The 17,900-nt window shown below is 72.8% G+C and carries 14 protein-coding genes; 7 read left to right on the top strand and 7 right to left on the bottom strand.

From position 1 onward, the window contains the following. Positions 1–100 precede the first annotated feature (100 nt). Positions 101–1,234, bottom strand: coding sequence for a hypothetical protein (locus ACZ5FU_RS34175; RefSeq protein ID WP_469047842.1), 1,134 nt, complete (start codon positions 1,232–1,234; stop codon positions 101–103). Positions 1,235–1,520: 286 nt separating this feature from the next. Between ACZ5FU_RS34175 and ACZ5FU_RS34170 the strand changes: the two genes are divergently transcribed. Next, positions 1,521–3,410 (top strand): ABC transporter ATP-binding protein, encoded by a 1,890-nt coding sequence (locus ACZ5FU_RS34170; protein ID WP_469047841.1) that lies wholly within the window; start codon positions 1,521–1,523, stop codon positions 3,408–3,410. Positions 3,411–3,563: 153 nt separating this feature from the next. On the opposite strand, the gene ACZ5FU_RS34165 is transcribed toward ACZ5FU_RS34170, so the two are convergent. Beyond that, the gene (locus tag ACZ5FU_RS34165) at positions 3,564–4,760 is read right to left on the bottom strand and encodes a cytochrome P450 family protein (protein ID WP_451780109.1); all 1,197 of its coding nucleotides are present in this window, start codon (positions 4,758–4,760) and stop codon (positions 3,564–3,566) included. 190 nt (positions 4,761–4,950) lie between these two features. Here ACZ5FU_RS34165 and ACZ5FU_RS34160 point away from each other — a divergent pair, with 190 nt between their 5' ends. After that, the gene (locus ACZ5FU_RS34160; RefSeq protein ID WP_469047840.1) at positions 4,951–6,402 is read left to right on the top strand and encodes a WGR domain-containing protein; all 1,452 of its coding nucleotides are present in this window, start codon (positions 4,951–4,953) and stop codon (positions 6,400–6,402) included. Between the two features lie 198 nt (positions 6,403–6,600). On the opposite strand, the gene ACZ5FU_RS34155 is transcribed toward ACZ5FU_RS34160, so the two are convergent. Both ACZ5FU_RS34155 and ACZ5FU_RS34150 read right to left on the bottom strand, forming a co-directional pair. After that, a complete protein-coding gene (locus ACZ5FU_RS34155) occupies positions 6,601–7,584 on the bottom strand; it encodes a PaaX family transcriptional regulator C-terminal domain-containing protein (RefSeq protein ID WP_469047838.1) in 984 nt (327 codons plus the stop codon). Further along, complete coding sequence (locus ACZ5FU_RS34150; RefSeq protein ID WP_469047836.1) at positions 7,581–8,243, bottom strand: GNAT family N-acetyltransferase; 663 nt, start codon at positions 8,241–8,243, stop codon at positions 7,581–7,583. Before ACZ5FU_RS34150 ends, ACZ5FU_RS34155 begins: the two co-directional genes overlap by 4 nt. A gap of 94 nt (positions 8,244–8,337) precedes the next feature. Here ACZ5FU_RS34150 and ACZ5FU_RS34145 point away from each other — a divergent pair, with 94 nt between their 5' ends. From ACZ5FU_RS34145 to ACZ5FU_RS34135, 3 genes are all read left to right on the top strand, one after another. Continuing rightward, complete coding sequence (locus tag ACZ5FU_RS34145; RefSeq protein WP_469047835.1) at positions 8,338–9,402, top strand: alpha/beta hydrolase family protein; 1,065 nt, start codon at positions 8,338–8,340, stop codon at positions 9,400–9,402. 107 nt (positions 9,403–9,509) lie between these two features. Further along, positions 9,510–10,202 carry a TetR/AcrR family transcriptional regulator gene (locus tag ACZ5FU_RS34140; RefSeq protein WP_451530451.1) on the top strand — a complete coding sequence of 231 codons (693 nt, stop codon included), beginning with the start codon at positions 9,510–9,512 and terminating at the stop codon, positions 10,200–10,202. A gap of 148 nt (positions 10,203–10,350) precedes the next feature. Next, a complete protein-coding gene (locus tag ACZ5FU_RS34135; RefSeq protein ID WP_451530468.1) occupies positions 10,351–11,946 on the top strand; it encodes an MDR family MFS transporter in 1,596 nt (531 codons plus the stop codon). Between the two features lie 330 nt (positions 11,947–12,276). Here ACZ5FU_RS34135 and ACZ5FU_RS34130 read toward each other — a convergent pair whose 3' ends face one another. The 3 genes from ACZ5FU_RS34130 to ACZ5FU_RS34120 all read right to left on the bottom strand — a co-directional run bounded on the left by ACZ5FU_RS34130 (position 12,277) and on the right by ACZ5FU_RS34120 (position 16,526). Beyond that, complete coding sequence (locus ACZ5FU_RS34130) at positions 12,277–13,395, bottom strand: WD40 repeat domain-containing protein (protein WP_469047833.1); 1,119 nt, start codon at positions 13,393–13,395, stop codon at positions 12,277–12,279. Between the two features lie 104 nt (positions 13,396–13,499). Then, positions 13,500–15,143 (bottom strand): peptidoglycan-binding protein, encoded by a 1,644-nt coding sequence (locus tag ACZ5FU_RS34125; protein WP_469047832.1) that lies wholly within the window; start codon positions 15,141–15,143, stop codon positions 13,500–13,502. Positions 15,144–15,671: 528 nt separating this feature from the next. Next, positions 15,672–16,526: a helix-turn-helix transcriptional regulator gene (locus tag ACZ5FU_RS34120; protein ID WP_451530448.1), complete on the bottom strand. Its 855-nt coding sequence runs from the start codon at positions 16,524–16,526 to the stop codon at positions 15,672–15,674. Positions 16,527–16,627: 101 nt separating this feature from the next. Here ACZ5FU_RS34120 and ACZ5FU_RS34115 point away from each other — a divergent pair, with 101 nt between their 5' ends. Both ACZ5FU_RS34115 and ACZ5FU_RS34110 read left to right on the top strand, forming a co-directional pair. Beyond that, the gene (locus ACZ5FU_RS34115) at positions 16,628–17,407 is read left to right on the top strand and encodes an SDR family oxidoreductase (protein ID WP_451530447.1); all 780 of its coding nucleotides are present in this window, start codon (positions 16,628–16,630) and stop codon (positions 17,405–17,407) included. Positions 17,408–17,569: 162 nt separating this feature from the next. After that, entirely contained in the window at positions 17,570–17,893 is a 324-nt protein-coding gene (locus ACZ5FU_RS34110; protein WP_451780120.1) for a hypothetical protein, read from the top strand. Positions 17,894–17,900: the final 7 nt, after the last annotated feature.

The raw sequence follows: 17,900 nt of genomic DNA, 5'->3' as shown, positions 1-17,900 counted from the left end.
GTCCGCCCGAGGGGCGGGCCCGGCGGCGCCCGACGCGTGCGACCGCGAGACGCGGGGGCGCGTTCGCCACGCGCCCCCGCCCGCCCGGCGCGAGGCGTGCCTACGCCTCGTCCCCGAAGAAGGCCTCCTCGTCCCCGAGGAAGGCCTCCTCGTCCATCATCGCGGCGCCGAACCCGCCCAGGACCTCGTCGATGCTCAGCTCGGTGGCGCCGGCCGGTGCCGTGGGCGTCCGGCCCTCGCTCATCCGCACCACCAGGCCCAGCTTCTTCACCTCGGCGTTCTCGGCCAGCTCGGCGAGGTCCACGGAGACCTCCGTCAGCTCGCCGTTCTCGAGCGTGAAGTCCGCCGCGACCTCGCCGTCCGGGGCGTCCGCGAGGTCCTTGTCCGTGGGCAGCTCCATGCCCGGCGGCAAGTTCTTCGCGAACGGACGGATCTCACCGAGGAACTTCGTGATCAGCGTGCGGAACGGGGCCGTGGCGGTGATGTGCTCGGAACCGTCCTCGTCGTCGGCCGTCCTGAACTCGACCTCGCGGGCTACGGTGCTGCGCAGCGCTTCCAGCAGGCGCTTCTGCGTCCCGGCGTCGAGGGTGGGATCCGGCGCGGGTTCCGCACCCGGCTCCGCCCCCAGCTCGGCGGTGGTCCTCTCCATCGCCTTGGTGTCGATCTTCACCCACTCGCCCTCGAGCACCTTCTTGAGCCCGCTCGCCTCCGGGGGCAGGTCCTTCACCGACGGCACGGGGAAGCCCATCGTCCTGCCGAGGGTGTCCGCGTCGGTGCGGACGTAGGTGTAGTCGCCGACGACCCGGTACTCGGTGAGGTCGCCGTCCTTGCCGCTGATCTTCAGCGCCATGCCGACGTAGTCCTTCTCCCCGGACTCCTCGATCGGCTTCCTCGACCGCACGGTGACACTGATCTTCACGCCACTGAGCAGGTCGGCTATCTCGTCGGACATCTCCTCACCGGGCTCGGGGTCCGACGAGGCGTCCAGCGCCTTCAGACTCCGGGCGTCGGTGTCGAGATCGAACTCGAAGGAGATCTGCTTCTCCTCGCCGAGCTTCTCGAAGGCCCGGTCGAGCTTCCTCCCGGCGGAGAGCTGCTCCACGGTGCCGCAGGCGGCCGAACCCGCCAGGACGGCGCCGACGACTGCGGTGGCGGTCAGGGTCTTGCGGATGGCGGTGATGATGGTCTCCTCGTCAGGGCGATCACCCTGTGATCGCTGCTGACGAAGACTCATGCCGGCGCCGAATGGTTGTGCCGGGTGTGAGCGACGTCGCCGGGCGGTGCCGTTACACGGGTTTGGCCCGGCCGGCGGCGCGGGCCGCGGGAGACACCACCGTCGGCGTTTCGGCCAACTCGCTTTTCCCGCACTCCCGTTGCCGGGAGCGGGTCGATGCATCCGCCACCTTCCGACGCGCGCTCCGTCCGGAGGCTCCGGACCCGGCCGAAACACATGCGTTCGATACCGGGGCCGGCTCGTTGAGCTCCACGACCAGGCAGGGAACCGCTGAGGAGGAACGACCTTGACGTCATCCGCCAGGAACGAACAGCAGGCCGCCGCGCCTCCTCCGCCACCGCCGGCGGAGATCACCTACAGCGGGCAGTACTCCGTCAATCCACTCGCCGAGGTCTCCTTCCGGCGGATGTGCGCGCAGCTACCGGCCGTCCTGGGCCGGATCGCACGACTGTCCTGGCGCACCGACCGGCGGGCCGTGCGTCTCCTGCTCGGCTGCCAGGCGGTCACCGGAGTCTCGGCCGCCGTGCTGCTGGCCGCCACCGCCCGTGCCATGAGGCCCGTCCTGGGCGACGGCTCTGCCGGCGACCGGCTGCACGGAGCCGTCCCGGCGCTGCTGGTGGTCGCGTTCGCCGCCGCGCTGGGCCGCGTCGCGGCGGCGCTGGCCACGTACGCGGAGCGGAGGATCACCCCCAGGCTGATGACGGAGACGGACAGCGCTCTGGTCGAGGCGGTCTGCCGGGTCGAGGCCGCCGCGTACGCGGAGGAGGGGTTCTCGGACCGGCACGAGGCGGCCGAGATGGGGGTGATGCGCACCCACGTGATGGTCGCCGACGCCCAGCGGTTCCTGTCCGCGCTGATCCGGATGGTCACCGCCGGTGGTGTGCTGTCGGCGTTGAACCCCCTGATGCTGCCGCTGCTCCTGCTCGCCGTGCTGCCGGCCGGCGTGGGGGCGGTCCTGACCGCCCGGGTCGACTACGAGATCCACTACGCCAACGTCGCCGACCGCAACGTGCGCGGCATGATGCGCTGGTGGGCGACCACGTCGAAGTACGGCGACGAGGTCCGCGCCAACTCGATGACCGACTACCTCGTCCACTGGTACCGGGCCCTGTCCGACCGGTGCGACCGGCGCACCCTGGCCGCCGCGCCGCGGACCCTGCGGATCGCCCTGCTCAGCGCCCTGGCCGGCGGCGTCTTCCTCCTCACGACCTGGGGGGCGCTCGCGTGGCTGGCGGTCTCGGGGCGGATCGAACTCGCGGTGGCCGCGACGGCCGTCATCGCCGTGCAGACCACGCTCGCCGCGCTCTCCCAGGTCGTCCTCAACGGAGCCGCGGTCTTCCACACCAGTCTCTACCTGAGCGACATGCAGGCCTTCCTCGACGACGCCGCGGCCCGCACCCCGAAGCGCGGCCCCGGCGAGCACCGCGCGCCGACCGAGCAGATCCGGCTCGAGGAAGTCGTCTACCAGTACCCGGGCAAGGACAAGCCCGCCGTCGACGGCGTCTCCCTCACCCTGGAGCGCGGTCAGATCCTCGCGATCGTCGGAGCGAACGGCTCGGGAAAGTCCACGCTCACCCGCCTGCTCACGGGCGTCTACCTGCCGGACAAGGGCCGGGTCACCTGGAACGGCGCCGATCTCGCCGGGATGGATCCGGCCGGCGTGTGGGCCCACACCGGTCTGGTGCCGCAGATCTTCGCCCAGTGGCCGATGCCGGTCCGCGAGAACGTCACCCTCGGCCAGCCCCGCACCCACGACGACGCGCCCGTCTGGGAGGCCATCGACGCGGTCGGCCTGCGCGAAGCCGTCGACGACCTCCCCGCGGGCCTGGACACCCTGCTCTCCCGGGACGTCTTCGGCGGCTCCGAACTCTCCGGCGGCCAGTGGCAGCGCGTGGCGTGCGCCCGGGCCCTGTACCGGCGCCCGGGGCTGCTGATCCTGGACGAGCCGACCTCCCAGATGGACCCGCGCGGCGAGCACCGGGTCTTCGAACAGATCAAGGCCGTCGCCGCCGACCGCATCACCATCGTGGTCACCCACCGTCTGGAGAACACCAGGATCGCCGACCACATCGTCGTGATGGAGCACGGCCGGATCACCGAACAGGGCCGGTACGACGACCTCGTCCACGCCGGCGGAACCTTCGCCGAACTCCTCGAACTCTCCCAGGACCGCTGACCGTTCCCGCTCCGCTCGGCCCCGCCCTGCCCCGTCCCGCCGTGCGAGGACGGGACGGGGCACCGTACCGGTCGCCGTGCCGGTCGCCGTGCCGGTCGCCGTACGTGCCGTCGGAGTGCCGGCCGAAGCCGCTTCCGCGGCCCGTGCCGTCGGTCACCCGGTGAAACGCACCGGCAGACTGCGCGGGCCGCGGATCATCATCCCCGGCCGCCAGACGATCGCCGCCGGATGGATGTCCAGGGCCAGGTCGGGGCAGCGTTCCAGCAGCGACCTGATGGCGATCCGCGCTTCCAGGCGGGCCAGCGGAGCCCCGAGGCAGTGGTGGATGCCGTGGCCGAACGCCACGTGGCCGCGGGCGTCGCGGGAGATGTCGAAGCGGTCGGGTGAGGGGAAGCGGGCCGGATCGCGGTCGGCGTCGGCCATGGCGATCAGGACGAGTTCGCCGCCGCCCGGGACGACCGTGTCGCCGATCGTCACCGGCCCGGTGGTGAAGCGGAACGTGGGCGTCTCCACGGGACCCTCGTAGCGCAGCATCTCCTCGACGGCGGCGTCGATCGAGGAGAGGTCCGCGCGCAGGGCGGCCAGTTGCCGCGGGTGGGTGAGCAGGGCGAGGACGCCGTTGGAGATGAGGTTCACCGTGGTCTCGTGACCGGCCACGAGCAGGAGCCAGGCCATGCCCAGGAGTTCCTCGTGGGACAGCCGGTCCCCGTCCTCGTCGCAGCCGTGGATCAGGGCGCTCATGAGGTCCTCGCCGGGCTGCTTCCGCTTGTCCTCCACCAGCTCCGCCATGTACCGCGCCATCGCGGTCGCCGCCGCCTTGCGCTCCTCGGGATCGGTGGCGCCCAGGGCGTCGTTCGACCAGGTCCTGAAGGACTCGCGGTCCAGGCCCGGTACGCCGAGCAGTTCGCAGATCACGGACATCGGCAGCGGGAAGGACAGCGCCTCGACGAGGTCGGCGCGTCCGTCGGGGGCGGCGAGCATCCGGTCCAGCAGCGCGTCGGTGGTCCTCCGGATGCCCGGAGCGAGTTCCTCCACCCGGCGGGCGGTGAACTCCCGGGCGACCAGTTTGCGCAGCCGCGTGTGGTCCGGCGGGTCGGCCCTGAGCATGTGCGGGCCGGAGGAGATGGCGCCCAGCGGCAGGGAGGGGGAGGCCTTGCTCCAGTCCTTCGAGAGCGAGGGGTCGGCGAGGGCGGCGCGCCCGGCCTCGTACCCGACGACGAGCCAGGCCTCCGCGCCGCCCTCGGGCATCCGGATGCGGTGCACCGCACCCCGGGCCCGTAAGCCGGCGTAGACGGGATAGGGATCGCGGGTGAAGGACTCACCCAGTGCGGCGAGGTCGACGATGTCCACGGAACCGCCATTTCGTCGGTAGGCGTGTGTACGGCGTGGAGAGTGACCCACGGCGGAACAGCGGGAGTCAAGCGAGTTCCGAGCGCCTGCCGGGGTCCCGGCGCGGGCCGATTGTCAGTGGCTCCCCCTACGGTGTGAGCAGTGGGGCCCGCTGGAAAGGCCACGGGTCCACTGTGGGGAGGGGTGTGCCATGTCTGCCGGGTCCGCGGGGTCGACGACGTATCTGGAGTTGTCGCAGGAGGGTGACGGTGCGCACAAGTTCTACGAAGTGACCGTCGACGGACAGGTGGTGACGGTGCGCTACGGGCGGATCGGCGCCGGTGGACAGACCCAGACGACGACGTTCCCCACGGTGGAGAAAGCGCGCGCCGCAGCCGCGAAGAAGGTCGGCGAGAAGGTCCGCAGGGGATACGCCCCGGCCGTTCGGGGACAGCGCGCCCCGCGTTCGGTGACCCGGCGTCAGGTGGCCTCGGCCCCGTCCACCGCGCGCGCCGTCGCCCCCGTGCTGTGGCGGTTCGCCACCGGTTCCTCGGCGTTCGGCATCCACGTCGACGGTGAGCGCTGCTGGGTCGGCAACCAGGCGGGCGACGTGTACACCCTGGACCACGACGGCAACACGCTGGCCCGCTTCAGCCTGCCGGACGGCGTGAAGTGCCTGGTGGCCGACGACTTCTGGATCTACGCCGGCTGCGACGACGGCAAGGTGTACGACCTGTCCTCCAAGCTGCCCTTCGCCGCCTACGACATCGCGGCGGACGTCGACATCTTCTGGCTCGACATCCACGAGGGCGTCCTGGACGTCTCCGACCGCGACGGCCGGCTCACCGTCATCGACCACGAGGACGAGCACCAGTGGTCCCGGCGCAGCCAGGGGGAACACGCCTGGATGGTGCGCGCCGACGACCGGGCCGTGTACCACGGCCACCACCGGGGCGTCACGGCCTACGCGCCGGACGGCGGCGGGGAGCTGTGGCACACCTCCACCCGGGGCGGCGTCCTGTTCGGCTGGCAGGAGGACGACGTCGTGTACGCGGGCACCGCCCACAAGGTGGTCCAGCGGCTGTCGAAGCGGACCGGCACGATCGAGGCCACGTACGCGTGCGACGGCGCGGTGTACTCGTGCGCCACCTCGCCCGGCGGGCGGTTCGTCTTCGCGGGCGACGCGGCCTCGTCCGTCTACTGCTTCGACCAGGACGGCACACGGCTGTGGAAGCTCGGCACCGGCGGCGGTTCCGCGCTGTCGATGCAGTACCACGACGAGCGGCTGTACCTGGTGACCACGGACGGTTCGCTGGTGTGCGTGGACGCGAGCGCCACGGCCGTCTCCGCGGCGCAGCAGGGCACGGTGCCGGCGGTGCGGGACGTCAAGCTCGCCGCGGCCCTGCCGACCTACGAGCCGGCCACGGCCGCGGCCGCGGTGACCACCGTCGCCCAGGCCCCGGCGGGATCGGTCGTCGTGGAGTGCGTGAACGAGGCGGGGCGCATCCGGGTGCACGTGGTGTCCGAGGGCTACGACCGGGCACGGAACGTCCAGTTCCCGCGCGCGATACGCGAGCCCGGAGCACGCTACGTCGTGGACGCCCTGCACACCGCGGCGGGCGGCTTCTACCGGGTCCGCGGCGACATCCGGCGGCTGCTGTGACACCCCCTGCGCCGACGACGCCTGCGCGTCACCTCTCGGCAGGACCGCGCGGGCGCGGTGTCCACGAGTGATCCACCGGTGTCCTCCGCGCTCGGGGGGCCGGCGTGCGGCGGGGAGCTCGAGAGCCCGTTCGCCGGTCCGGACGGGGCGCGAGCGCGGCTTCCGCACATCGGCGCCGGCCCCGCGCCCGTGGGGCCGTCACGCGTCGGACGGAGCGTCGGCGGGCTCCGCGGCCGGAGCGCCGAGCGCGTCCTGGTAGAGCCGGAACAGGCGCAGGCCGCCGCCTTCCTCCGCGGCGGCGGCTCCGGCCTCGTGGAGCCGCCGCCAGCAGTCGGCCGCGAGCCGGCGTGCCGTCGCACCGGGCCAGGGCCGCGGCAGCAGCTCCGGCGGCAGCAGCGGATCGGGTTCCATGGCACGGGTGAACTCGGCGGCGAGTTCCACCGCCATGGTCAGCCGCCCCGCCGCAGGGCCGTCCCCGCTGTCCCGGCCGGCCGGCCCGGGCCGTTCGTCCGGATCGGAGCCGTCCAGGATCTCGAGGCAGCGGCGCGCGAAGGCGGCGAGCCGTTCGTGCCGGGCGGCGATCTCCTCCAGCGGCCAGAGCGCGGCGGCCAGGGCCGGCGGTTCGGCGAGGGTGCCGACGCGAAGGTCCGTGCTGGTGAGGAAAGCGACCGAGGGCAGGACGTCGAGGTGCCGGGCATGGGCCTCGACGAGGGGGGTGACGGGGTTGGCGGTGACGTACAGACCGCCCTGGAGGGGTGCGGCGCCGAGGTGGAGGAGGGCGTCGCGCAGGGCGTCGCGGGCGGTGCGGCGGGACTCGGGGACGGCGAACGCGAACAGGTGCCAGGTGCCGTCCCAGGGAGCGAGTCCGGCGTCCTGGCGGTAGGCGTGGCGTACGTGGTCCGCGTCCGGGGCCAGTGCGCCGGTCGGGTCGGCGACGGCGCGCAGCAGGGCCTTGCGGCCGCGGCCCTCCTGGGTGAACCGGCCCTCGTCGACCAGGCGTCTGACGCACAGCCTCACCTGCTGGTCGGTCATGCCCAGCAGGCCCGCGACGCCGTAGAGCAGGCCGGCGTCGACGGTGCCGTCCTCACGCACGAGCGCGTGCACGAGCAGACGGGTGGGGATCTCCGGCCGGGTCTCCGGCTCCTGCCCGCCGCCGCCCGCCGCGGCGCCGGGGGGCGTCACGCCGTCCTCCCGGCCGCACGGTCCGCCGCGGAGACGGGGCGGTGCATGGTGGTCACGGCACCGAAACCCATCAGGCGGCGCAGCCAGGGGGTCTGCTCGGTGCGCCGTGCCACGAAGCCGTGGCGCTCGTACAGGGCGCGGGCACGGGGATTGGTGTCGACGACGTCCAGGCGGACGCGCCGGCAGCCGTTCTCGGCGGCCACGGCGGCGATCTCCCCCAGCAGCAGACCGCCGATGCCGCCGCCCCGGTGCCTCGCGTCGACGGCGATGCCGTCCATGACGAGTTCGCCCTCGGCGGGTCCGCGCTCGAACAGGGCCAGGACGGCGAGGCGCGGCAGGCCCCGCAGGAGGCCGTAGGCGGAGAGGACGTCCGCCGCCGTCCCGCCGGTCAGTGCCCGCCCGCCGAGCTGGTAGCCCGCCGCGCCGACCACCTCTCCGCCGACGACCGCCGCCACGCACCGGTCGTGGTGCAGGTGCCGCGCGATGAACGCCCGCCCGGTGTCCGGGGGGCCGAGCGCGGGACCGAGTTTGCGGCCGAACGCTTCCCAGTACAGCGCGGCCACCTGCCGCTCGGCGCCTTCGGGCACGCCGCGCAGACACGTCACCGCACCGGTGCGGGGCGCTGCCGCCGGCCGGCCGGCCGTACGGATCGGATCCATGGCGGTCCTCCTTCATGGGACTCTCTCGTTCGATCGAGTGTAGTACGTTCATCTTCGGAACGAGCGTTTTCGATATGAACGATATGGAGGCGTCGTGCGCGAACGACGTGGGAAACCTCTGACGGGGCGCCGGTGGCGTCGGCTGCGGTGGTCGCTGGCGGCCGTCCTGCTGGTGGTCGCCGGCCTGGGCGGAGTGGTGGTGTGGCAGAACAGCTACGCGCTGCGCGAGGAGCGGGTGGTGCTCACGCACGACGGGCACCGGCTGGAGGGGGTGCTGGCCCGTCCGAGGGCGGGGCGAGGACCGTACGGACTGGTCGTGTTCGTCCACGGGGACGGGCCGGTCGACGCGACGCACGACACGTACTACCGGCCCCTGTGGGAGTCCTTCGCCCGCGCCGGGTACGCCTCGCTGTCGTTCAGCAAGCCGGGCGTCGCGGGATCGGAGGGCGACTGGCTGCGGCAGAGCATGGACGACCGCGCCGAGGAGACCCTGGCGGCGGTCGCCTGGGCGCGCGGCCGCTCCGACGTCGACGGCCGGCGCATCGGCCTGTGGGGCGCCAGTCAGGCGGGCTGGGTGCTGCCGAAGGTCGCCGCGAGGGACCGGGGCATACGCTTCGTCATCGCCGTCTCCCCGGCCGTGAACTGGCTCCGCCAGGGCCGCTACAACCTGCTCGCCGAGTTGCGCGCGGAGGGCGCCGACGAGCGACGGATCGCGAAGGCGCTGCGGCGCCGGGAGACGACACTGGCCCTGCTGCGGCGGCGCGCGTCCTTCGAGGAGTACCGGGCGGCGGTCGGCGACGACGAGGCCATGTCCCGTGCCCGATGGGGGTTCGTGAGCAGGAACCACACCGCCGACGCGGTCGGTGATCTGCGCGCCGCGCGCGGCACCCCGGTCCTGCTCGTGCTGGGAGGCCACGACGTGAACGTCGACGTCGCCGAGACGGAGTCCGTCTACCGCGGACTCCTGCCCGCCGGGACGCTCCGGGTCGCGCGCTACCCCGACGCCACCCACTCGCTGGTGGACCACCGGGTCGAGGGCAGCGGGCTGCGGCTGACGGCTACCGCGGTCCTCGCGCCGAGGAAGCTGTACGTGTCCGGGTTCCTCGCCGACCAGGCTCGCTACCTCCGGCAGCTCGACGCGGGCGAGGAGGCGGCATGAGCGGGACGCGCGCCGCCGGGCGCGGCGGGGAGCCGCGGCGGCCGCGCGGACCGCGGTGACGCGCCCGCTATTTTTGCAGGCTCTGCATTTTTGCGTACCATGCAGCCATGGCAGAGGGGGCGTCCGCCCGGAGCGGGCTCAGGGAACGCAAGAAGAGGGCCACCCGTGCCGCTCTGGTGGAGGCGGCCATCCGCCTGGCGACACGGCAGGGAGTCGAGAACGTCACCGTCGACGCCATCAGCGCGGCGGCGGGGGTGTCCACACGCACGTTCTTCAACTACTTCGACTCCCGCGACGAGGTCTTCGTCATGATCGGCGCGGACGCCGGAGCCCGCGTCCGCCACGCCGTCCTCACGGCACCCGCCGGACGCCCCCCGCTGGAAGCACTGCGCGAGGCCCTGGCGACGGAGCTGGAAGAGGTCGAGCAACAGCAGGAACTGTGGCGACTGCACGCGGAAGTCCTCGGCAGGAACCCCCAGTTGCTCGCACGGACCCTCAGCGCTCACATGGCGGACGAACTCCTCCTCGCCGAGGCGATCGCCGAACGCATCGGGGCGGGCTCACCGCTCTTCACCCCGGACCGTCCCACCCGCACCGCACCGGACGAACAGGACCGCGGGCACGCCCTGGCCCTGTACCCCCGCCTCCTGGCCGCCGTCGGCGGCACCGCCGTCCGCATCGCGGTCGAGCACTGGTGCGTCCGGCAGGCGGAGGCCACCTTCGCCGACGTCTTCCGCGAGACGTTCGAGCACCTCGCCGCAGGCTTCCCCGAACCCCCCGTTCGGGGTACCGGCCGCTGAAGCGGACGATCCCACCCGATCGGTCCGACGAGCGGATCCACCCAGAGCACCGGCCGCCCCCTCGCGTGCGGCCGGTGCTCCGACAACGAACCCCGAGAAGGATGCTGTGAACTCAACAGCGGCGCCGGTCCAGGCGCCACCGACCGCCATGTCGGAACGGCAGATACTCCAGGCCATGTCCGGGCTGATGGCCGGCATGTTCGTCTCCATCCTGGCCGGCACCGTGGTCGCCAACGCCCTGCCCAGGATCATCGCCGACCTGGGAGCCGGCCAGTCCTCCTACACCTGGGTCGTCACCGCCGAGCTGCTGGCGATGACGGCGACGGTCCCGCTGTGGGGCAAACTGGCCGACCTCTACAACCAGAAGCTGCTCCTGCAGATCTCCCTGGGCCTGTTCGTGGTCGGCTCGCTGCTGGCCGGTTTCTCCCACGACGTCGGACTGCTGATCTTCAGCCGCGTCGCCCAGGGCATCGGCGCCGGCGGCCTGACGGCCCTCGCCCAGGTCGTGATGGCGGCGATCATCCCGCCCCGCAGGCTCGGCAAGTACGCCGGCATGTTCGGTGCCGTCTTCGCCGTCGGCACCGTGGCCGGACCCCTCATCGGCGGCGTGCTGGTCGACACCGACTGGCTCGGCTGGCGTTGGTGCTTCTTCATCGGCGTCCCGTTCGCCCTCCTGGCGATCGTCCTGCTGCAGCGCACCCTGAAGCTGCCCACCGTGCGCCGCGAAGCGAAGATCGACTACCTGGGCGCCTTCCTGATCGTCGCCGGCGTCTGCACGCTGCTGATCTGGGTGTCGCTGGCCGGCAACAGCTTCGACTGGGCCTCCTGGCAGACCGCCGCCCTCACCGGCGGCGGACTGCTCCTGCTCGTCGCGGCCGTCCTCGTCGAGGCCCGCGTCCCCGAACCGGTCATCCCGCTCGGCATCTTCCGCAACCGCACCGTGACGCTCACCACCGTCGCCAGCCTCTTCGTCGGCCTGGCCATGTTCGGCGGCACCGTCTTCCTCTCCCAGTACTTCCAGATCTCCCTGGGCAAGTCCCCGACGGTCGCCGGCCTCATGAGCCTGCCCATGATCCTCGGACTCCTGGTCTCCTCCACCGTCGCCGGACAGATCATCAGCAGGACCGGCAGGTGGAAGGTCTTCCTCATCGCCGGCGGCGTCCTGATGACGGCCGGCCTCGCTCTCCTCGCCACGATCGGCGAGGACACCCACTTCGGCCTGCTCAGCCTCTACATGGCCGTCATGGGCGTCGGCGTCGGCATGCTGATGCAGAACCTCGTACTGGCCGCGCAGAACGACGTACAGGCCTCCGAACTGGGCGCCGCCACCTCGGTGCTCTCCTTCTTCCGCAGCCTGGGCGGCACCATCGGCACCAGCGTGCTCGGCGCGATCCTGGCCAGCCGCGTCGCCACGGAGATGAGCGAGGGCCTGCGGGACGCCGGAGTGCCCAGCGGCGGCGGGGGCGCTGCCGGACACGGCGCGCTCCCGGACATGACGACCCTCCCCGCCCCGATCCGGGAGATCGTCGAGCGGGCCTACGGCGTCGCCACCGGCGAACTCTTCCTCGTCGCCACCCCCTTCGCGCTGCTGGCCCTCATCGCCGTCCTGTTCGTCAAGGAGAAGCCGCTCAAGACCACCAGCGGCATGGAGCGGCTCGCTCAGGAATCCGCCGCCGGCGGTGACGGCGTGAGCGGACCGGAGCGCGTCGCCGCCACCCGGGCGGAGCCCGCCGAGGCCGGCTGACGGACCGGGCGGCGGGTGTCCGTGGACCGCCGCCGCCCGACAGCGGCCTCTCCCGCGGGGGCGGCGGGACCGCCCCGCAGGTGTCCCTCCGACGGGCGGCCGGCCGATCGGACGTGTCCGTCCGGGGCGAGGCGTCCCGCGCCGCGCCACCCGTGCGCGGGCGGCCGGGGTGCGGGACCGCGTGGGCGTCCCCGACACCGCCGGGCGCGACCGCACCCGCCCCCGCTCCGGCAGCCGAGCGCCGCACGGCCCGAAGAGCGCCGTCCGCCGTGCGGGGGCACCCGCGGTCCGCCGGGGAGGGCTCCCGCCGGGCCGTGGGAGCCGGGGCGGTCAGGAGAAGCGGCGGACGAAGACGTCCGACCTCCCGTTGGTGTCGCCGGGCACGAGGTCGTCGGCCGTGGACTGGAAGACCACCTCGCGCCCGTCGGCGCTGACCGCGTCGGTCCCGGCCGAAGCGGGCTGGTCCGAGACGGTCTCGTCGGTGCCCGTCCACAGGTCGCGCAGCGTGAGCGACGGTCCGTTCGTGTCGTGCGGGGCGTACAGCAGATAGCGGCCGGTGGGATCGATGGCCACACCCCGCACGCCGGGCACCCGTCGGGCGGTGCCCGAGCTCATGTCGTGGACGTAGGTGTCGGGGCCCGAGAGGTAGACGACCTTGCCGCCGTCGTCGCTGAGCTGGACGAGCGTCGCCCCCGCGGACGGGCCCTCGATCGGGCCGGAGGTGGTGCCTCCGGCCCGGTCCCACACGAAGACGTCCTCCGTCCCGCCGTCCTGGTAGGCGACACGACTGCCGTCGCCGCTCACGGACGGCCGGGACGGCCGGGTGTGGCCGAACCGGGCGACGGTGTCCTTGGTGCCGGCGTTCCAGTCCTGGAGCTCGACGCGCTGGCCGAACGACGGCTGCCTGGGGGAGGTGACGGCATGGACGACGTAGCGGCCGTCCGCGCTCAGCGACGACTGGCTGCAGCTGTACCAGCAGGTGACGGAGATCTCCCGTGTCGTGCTCACCTGGTCCAGGCGGATCCGCGTGTCGTTGAACCACCGTCCCGAGTAGGCGACGTACTCCCCGTCACCGCTGATCACCGGGGGTTCGATCGGGGACAGGGCCCCGAGCCGCCGGGTCTGCCCCGTGTGCCGGTCGCGGACGTACACCCGGTCGCCGCCCGTCGTGCCGTCGGGCGTGAGGTTCGTCGCCGACGACGAGAAGACGACGCGGCGGCCGTCGGGCGTGAGGGAGGCGCCGGCGGAGTCGCCGTCGGCCTGGGTGCCGTCGTCCGCGACACTGATCCTCTCGACGCCGGCTCCGCCGGTGTCCGCGACGCCCGCCACGGCCGTGGAGTCGGCCGAGGCGGCTTCGGGCAGGACCGCCGTGACCGCGCAGACCACGACCGCCGCGCTCAGGGCGGCCCGCACACGTCCGGTGGTTCCCCGGTTCGCGTTTCCCCTCATTTTCCCCCCTCGCGGAACACGGTTCTCCGCCGGCTCCCACCGGAGGATCTCCAGCATGCAACCGTGACGGCGCTGTGGGGTCAATGCGTCATATGGCGTACCGGTCAGCGGACCCGGATGAAGACCACGTCGTACGTGCTGTTCGTGGTACGGGACTTGACGTAGACGCCGTCGTTGTCGCCGTCGGGGTCGCCCGTGTTGCCCTCGACGGTGGTGAAGGACGCTCCGGCCACGGTCCGCACGATGCCGATGTGCTCGTTGCCGCCGGTGAAGTCGCTTCCGCCGTCCCAGTCGAAGGCCACGATGTCACCCGGCTGCGGGCTGGTCGTCACCGACAGGTGGTAGTTGCCGGCGCGCGCCTGCTTGACCCAGCCCGAGACGTAGGAGTTGCGGTAGGGACTGGCCCCGGTCTGCCTGGCCACCCAGCTCACGAAGGTCGCGCACCAGGCGTAGTCGCTGGTGGACAGCGAAAGACCCACGGCCGCGCCGTAGCTGTTCGCGCGGGCGCTGCCCTCGACCGTGCCGGCCTCGGCCTGGGCCACGTCGAGGATCTTGGCGTAGCCGCCGCCGGGCGGGGGCGACGACGGCGGGGTGACCGTGCCGTACAGGGCTGCCTTGGTGTTCGGTCCCACACGGCCGTCGGCCGAGAGGCCCTTCTCGGCCTGGAAGTCCCTGACGGCGCTGCCGGTGAGCGGTCCGAACTCGCCGTCGACGGCGAGGTCGGCACCGTGGTGGTTGAGCAGGCTCTGCAACTCGGTGACACAGCCGCTGTGTTGCCCCTGCACGATCTCGTTCGGGCACGAGGCGGAGTTCAGGTTCACCGGCGCGGGCGCGCCGTTGCCGCCGCCACCGCCGATGTTCGCGTACAGGGCGGCCTTGGTGTTCGGACCGACCTGGCCGTCGGCGGTGAGGCCGCTCGCGGACTGGAACGCCTTCACGGCCGTCAGGGTCTGAGGGCCGAAGCCGCCGTCGACGTCGAGGTGGTACCCCTTGCCGTTGAGCAGGGACTGCAGCGTGGCGACGCAGCCGCCGCTCTGTCCCTCCACGATGTTCTCCGGGCAGGACGTCGACCTCAGGTCCAGGCCCGTCGACGGTGACTCGTCGGTGTCGTACAGCGCCCGCTTGGTGTCCGTGCCGACCTGGCCGTCGGCGGTGAGGCCGCGGGAGGACTGGAAGCCGCGGACGGCGCTCGCCGTCCCGGCGCCGAAGTCGCCGTCCACGTCGACCGCGTAGCCGTGGTGGCGCAGCAGCCGCTGGAGCTCGGTGACGCATCCGCCCTTGGCGCCCTGGACGATGTCCGCGGGGCAGGAGGCGGACCGGAGGTCGACGGGGGCGGGTGCGGAGCCTCCGGTCGCGTACAGCTTGCTCTTGGTCGCGGGGCCCACCCGTCCGTCGACCGCGATCGCGGTGGCGGCCTGGTACTCACGGACCGCGTGGAGCGTGGCCGATCCGAACTGGCCGTCCGCCACCAGGCCGGCGCCGTGCGCGTTGAGCAGGTTCTGCAACTCCGTGACGCAGCCGCTGATCTGGCCCTGCACGATCTCGTCGGGGCAGGAGGCGGAGGTCAGCCTGACCGGGGCCGGTACGGCCGCCGCCGGACCGGCCCCGAGGACGATGCCGGCCGAGACCATCGCCGCGGTGGCGGCGAAGGTCCCGATCCGGATCCGCCACCCCGGCCCGGTGCGACGGGTGTGCCGGTGTGCCGGGCTTTCGCCCCCGGCAGGGACGGGGGACGCGAGTCTTCTCATGGCGGCGAGGTTCTCCTTCGACTGCCGGTTCCTCTTCTGACACAGCGCCACCTGACGTACCGTCACCTGATGTGGCATCACGTGACGGGCCGCCGTGCGACGGACCGTCGCGCTCGTCCGCGTCCTTTGCCGCGGCCCGTGTGGTCACCCGTGTGTTCAAGGGGCCGGGAGGACCACCGGGACGAGGACGTGCGGGAACGGCGCGGGTGGCGAGAGCAGGGTGGCGCGTGACGGAACGGAACGCCACCGCTGCGGCCGAAGTGCGGCCATGACGGGACACCTACCGCGCTGACCTGCGGGAACGTCGACCGGGATGACCGCACGGCGGGACGACGGCACCGGTACCGGCGGGCCCACGAAGGCATGTGCGGTCCTCACGACCGGCATGCCGTCCCCGCGTGGCGACCGCCCGGCCGGTCGTGGACAGGCAGTCAGGCAGTCAGGCAGTCAGGCAGTCAGGCAGTCAGTCGGTCTGCGGACAGCCGGGCCGGGTGGGCGTGCGTCGCTGACGCGGCCGGTGCCCCCCCCTCAGCCACCGGACTCCGACTCGGCGAAGCGGTCCAGCCCCAGTACGGCGAGCAGTTGCAGCTTCTCGTGACTCTCCGTCCGTGGCGGGGCGGTCAGTACGAGGAGGGTCTGGGACTGGTCCTCGGTGAACAGCGCCTGGCAGTCCAGTTCGAGCGCGCCGAGTTCGGGATGGAGGAGCGTCTTGTGGTCCTCGAAGCGCCGTGCCACCTCGTGCCGTTCCCACAGCGTGGTGAACTCCTCGCTCGTCCTCTGCAGGGTGCGCACGAGCTCGCCGGCCCGGGAGCGTGGGCCCCGCACCCCGTAGGCGGCACGCAGGCTCGCGACCTCGGCGCGGCTGTGGCGGTCGCGGTCGGCCTCGGGGTAGCGCGACCGCTCCGCGGGATCGGTGAACCAGCGGTAGACCGCGCTGCGGGCGAGACCCGTGCGGCCCGACGCGTCGCCGAGCAGGGCGGCGGCCATCCTGTTCTGCACGAGCGTCTCCCCGAGGTCGGACAGGACGCACGCCGGAGTGTCGTCGAGGCGGTCCAGCACGCGCAGCAGCGCGGGGGCGACGTGGGCCGAGGACGACAGCGCCACCGGAGCGTTGTGCCCGGCGACCCGGTACAGGTAGTCGCGCTCGCCACCGGTCAGCCGCAGCGCCCGGGCGAGCGACGCCAGTATGTGCTCGCTCGGCTGCGGACCGCGTCGCTGCTCCAGCCGCGTGTAGTAGTCGGTCGACATCACGGCGAGGGACGCGACCTCCTCGCGCCGCAGCCCCGGGGCCCTGCGGCGCGCGCCGGTGGGGAGCCCGACGTCCTCGGGCTGGAGCGCCTCGCGGCGGCGCCGCAGGAAGTCGGCCAGTGCTGCACGGTCCATGAGATCGATTGTCGCCCGGACACGGCGGGCGAGCCAGGGACCGCCGATCCCCCGATGACCGGTCTCTGCACCCGCGGAGCCGAACCGGCCACAGTCGAGGCATGGACATCACCGGAAACACCGTCTTCATCCCCGGCGCCACCAGCGGCATCGGGCTCGCCCTCGCCCTCGAACTGCGGGCCAGGGGCAACACCGTCGTCGTCGGCGGCCGACGGGCCGAACTGCTGGAACGGATCGCGGCCGAGCACCCCGGCATCGGCACGGTGCGGATCGACACCACGGACGCCGCGAGCATCGCCTCCGCCGCGAAGGAGGTCCTCGCCGATCACCCCGCCCTCAACGTCCTCGTCACGATGGCCGGCGTCATGAACGTCGAGGACTGGCGCGACCCCGCCTCGTTCCTCGCCTCGGCGGAGTCGACGGTGACCACGAACGTACTCGGCCCGATCCGGCTCATCGCCGCGTTCGTGGAGCACCTGCAGGCGCAGCCGGACGCCACGATCATGACCGTCTCCTCGGGCCTCGCGTTCACGCCGCTGAAGGCCACCCCGAGCTACAACGCGTCGAAGGCGGCGATCCACATGCTCAGCGAGTCCGTGCGGCTGCAGTTCGCCGGCACCTCGGTGAAGGTCGTGGAACTCGTGCCGCCGGCCGTGCGCACCGCCCTCCTGCCCGGTCACGAGGACAACGAGCTCGCCATGCCGCTGGACGAGTTCGTGGCCGAGACCGTCGCCCTGCTGGAGACGCAGCCCGAGGCGAAGGAGATCCAGGTCGAACGGGTGAAGTTCCTGCGCTACGGAGAGGCCCGCGGCGACTACGACCGGGTCGTCGCGGCGGTCAACGCCTCCGACCCGCACGGGAAGCGGTCCGACGGGGCCTGACCTCCCAGCCCCGCCCGGTCTCCCAGCCCCGCCCTGTCTCCGAGCTCCGCCCGGTCTCCCAGCCCCGTCCGGCCGCCACCGGCACCTGGGCCTCGGCGCCGCGCCCCGGCATCCCGCCCCGACGCCGTGCCGGGGCGGACCCGAGTGGGCAGAATCGTTCGCGTGGGAGCACACCAGTCACCGGAGAAGACCCCCGACGGGCACTTCGTCGTCATCAAGGGACGGAAGTGGCGGGCGACCGATCCGTCCCTCCCCGAGGAGACCGCCGCTCGTCTTCGACGCCACCTCATGTCGGCCCGTCGCGCGGTGCGCTCCGCGACGACCGCCGGTGACGCGGAGGCCGAGCGGGCGGCTCGCGCACGGGTGAACCGGGCGAAGGTCGCGCTGGGCGAACGGGGTACTCCCTGGTGGGAGCAGTCCGAGGACGAGCGCCGACGACGCTGGGAACAGGGGCTTGCGGACCTCGACGCGCGGGAGCGGGGCTGAGGACGAC

Source organism: Streptomyces sp. NPDC031554, assembly GCF_055580685.1.
The sequence above is the reverse complement of the archived record's forward strand: the minus strand, read 5'-3'. Positions and strand labels throughout refer to the sequence as shown.